This is a genomic window from Parabacteroides sp. AF39-10AC, assembly GCF_003635405.1.
Taxonomy (GTDB): domain Bacteria; phylum Bacteroidota; class Bacteroidia; order Bacteroidales; family Tannerellaceae; genus Parabacteroides; species Parabacteroides distasonis.
This window is the reverse complement of sequence record NZ_QTLP01000069.1, coordinates 1-2,110: the sequence shown is the minus strand read 5'-3', so window position 1 is coordinate 2,110 and position 2,110 is coordinate 1. Positions and strand designations below refer to the sequence as shown.

Sequence of the window (2,110 nt, the reverse complement as noted above, 5' to 3'; positions counted from 1 at the left end):
TTAAGGGCGAGCGTCAAGGACTTTGCCGAGAAACACGAACTTGACAAGTTCTTTTATTACGGCTTCGGCTCACATCATTTCTACCTGCACCAACGCTATACGAGTAACCCCGAAATAGTGATGCAGAACAGAGTGTTGTCAGTACATTTCTAACCATCTAAAAATAACGATTATGAGTACACGGATGACCATCAACGGAGTAAGCACCTGCACGCAAGCAGGGACAGAGAAATACGAGAAGTCCCAAACGGGTATCGGCAGACGTAAGCGGACACTTATGCAATACGACTACCGCCACACGGACGGGGAATTGTTCTCTTGTGTGAAACCCACGTTAGACGAGTGCCGAGCCGCACGGGACAAGTGGCTGACGGCAAAGGAAAGAAAGGAGGACAAGCGATGAACGAAGTTGCCTACCAAACGCTGATAGTCAAGTTCAGCGAGCCAATCAAGGCATTGGACGGAATGTTTGATGATGCCGAAGCATGGGGAGTTGATACCCTGAAGGGGTGGATAGACAACTATGAAAGTAGCAGATTTACTGCCATTGACAGCCATACGGCAGTCATAACGAGCGAGTATAACATGGAGTGGCTGAAAGAGTGGCTGGAAAGATGCACACCCATAGCCGAGAAAACTGAATTTTGAACGTTGTGGCGGTGTCCGCACCGCCACAACATAACGCCTAAAATACAACGAATATGATAGCGAAGACAATTTTGGAGCAGATAGGTGGCAGACGCTTTGCCACCATGACGGGAAGCAAAGACTTCATAGACATGGGCAACGGCTTACGCATGAGCCTTGCGAGGAACAAGACGAGTGCCAACCGCCTTGACATCATCTATGATGCAGGGGCAGACCTCTACAATATGCGCTTCTACCGCAGGACGTTCAGCAAAAAGACATTCGAGTGCAAGACGAAAGACATAGAAACGCACGAGGGGATATATTGCGATATGCTGGAGGAAATGTTCACGATGGTGACGGGGCTTTACACCCGTTTTTGAACGATGGGCGGCGAAAGCCGCCTACTTTCTTTCAGTGAGCATGATGGCGGACAAAGAAAGTAGCAAAGAAACCTTTGTTCCAATCTTCGATAAAATTCTTATTTGAATATGTAAAATTAGCCATAAAAGGCTAATTTTGCATTGTTATTTTTTTGTATATTAATATGAATATAGAAGATTTACAACTAATTGTAGAAACAATATATCAGCACAATCCATCTGCATATAAACGAGGAGGAGATGTTGAGTTGTTGAATTCTCATATAAAAGCGATGCAACATCTGAAAGAGGTCAATAAAATACATTATAAAGAATATAATTTGACTGATTTAGAAGCATTAAGTATCGTCATCCTTGAAGGCTTTGGTAGTTCTCGGTTCATACAAGAACCTCTGTATAATAGGCGTAAATTGAATGCCTTAACAGAAGTTTTAATCCAAAACTTAGATAGTGCATTAAGAAAAGCTCCTAAAAATACTCACCCTGTGTTATATGCCAATGATGGTTTTATGCGTGGTAATAATAGGATTGGAGATATTTTTACCGTAAATGGCTTTTTTACGACATCAATAGATGATTTTGATAATGCTCATTCTATAAAATGGATAATTGAGCCTTTACCGGAAGGTCAAACAAAAGCTTATGAAATATATAAAATATATAATCATGGAGAGGATTGTCCGTATCCTGAATATCAAGTGGAATTTGAAAGAGGAACAAAATTTGAGATAACTGACATAAAGAAAGGCAAAGAATATAATGTAGTTCATATAAAAGAACTGCCATCTCAAACTATCTGATAGCAGCAATATATTAGAAAATCCGATGAAGTTGCGGCTTCATCGGATTTTCTTTTGTCAGGTACTTATTATTTATGGTACATACAACAGTGCAAACTCCGCCTTTCTCCGTTTGAGCAGCATGGCGTGCCGTTTCCCCTTGTAGTTGCAGAAAGCGATATACTCCCGATAGATGTTCCTGTCGCCCGCCTCCAACTTTCGGATCAGCGTGCTTTTGGGAATCTTTCCGCTACCCAAAAGTCGATATGGACCGACATTGTAGGCGAGCGTGGCAAGCAGAAGCGAATCCTTCCCGAACTG

The 2,110-nt window shown here is 42.2% G+C and carries 4 protein-coding genes and 1 pseudogene; 4 read left to right on the top strand and 1 reads right to left on the bottom strand.

Annotated features, from left to right (window positions below; genetic code table 11):
- Window positions 1–172: 172 nt before the first annotated feature.
- The 4 genes from DW033_RS24160 to DW033_RS24145 all read left to right on the top strand — a co-directional run bounded on the left by DW033_RS24160 (window position 173) and on the right by DW033_RS24145 (window position 1,810).
- On the top strand, window positions 173–403 hold the full coding sequence (locus tag DW033_RS24160) for a DUF3873 domain-containing protein (protein ID WP_008645914.1): 231 nt from the start codon (window positions 173–175) through the stop codon (window positions 401–403).
- Window positions 343–648, top strand: a complete 306-nt coding sequence (locus DW033_RS24155; RefSeq protein ID WP_032567514.1) for a hypothetical protein — start codon at window positions 343–345, stop codon at window positions 646–648. The genes DW033_RS24160 and DW033_RS24155 overlap by 61 nt, the downstream gene beginning before the upstream one ends.
- Before the next feature lie 53 nt (window positions 649–701).
- Entirely contained in the window at window positions 702–1,010 is a 309-nt protein-coding gene (locus DW033_RS24150; protein WP_008645916.1) for a hypothetical protein, read from the top strand.
- 164 nt (window positions 1,011–1,174) lie between these two features.
- Window positions 1,175–1,810: a hypothetical protein gene (locus DW033_RS24145; RefSeq protein ID WP_008645925.1), complete on the top strand. Its 636-nt coding sequence runs from the start codon at window positions 1,175–1,177 to the stop codon at window positions 1,808–1,810.
- A 72-nt stretch (window positions 1,811–1,882) separates the two neighbouring features.
- Here the strand turns inward: DW033_RS24145 and DW033_RS24140 are convergent.
- Window positions 1,883–2,110 (bottom strand): annotated as a pseudogene (locus DW033_RS24140) (lysozyme); the annotation flags it as partial.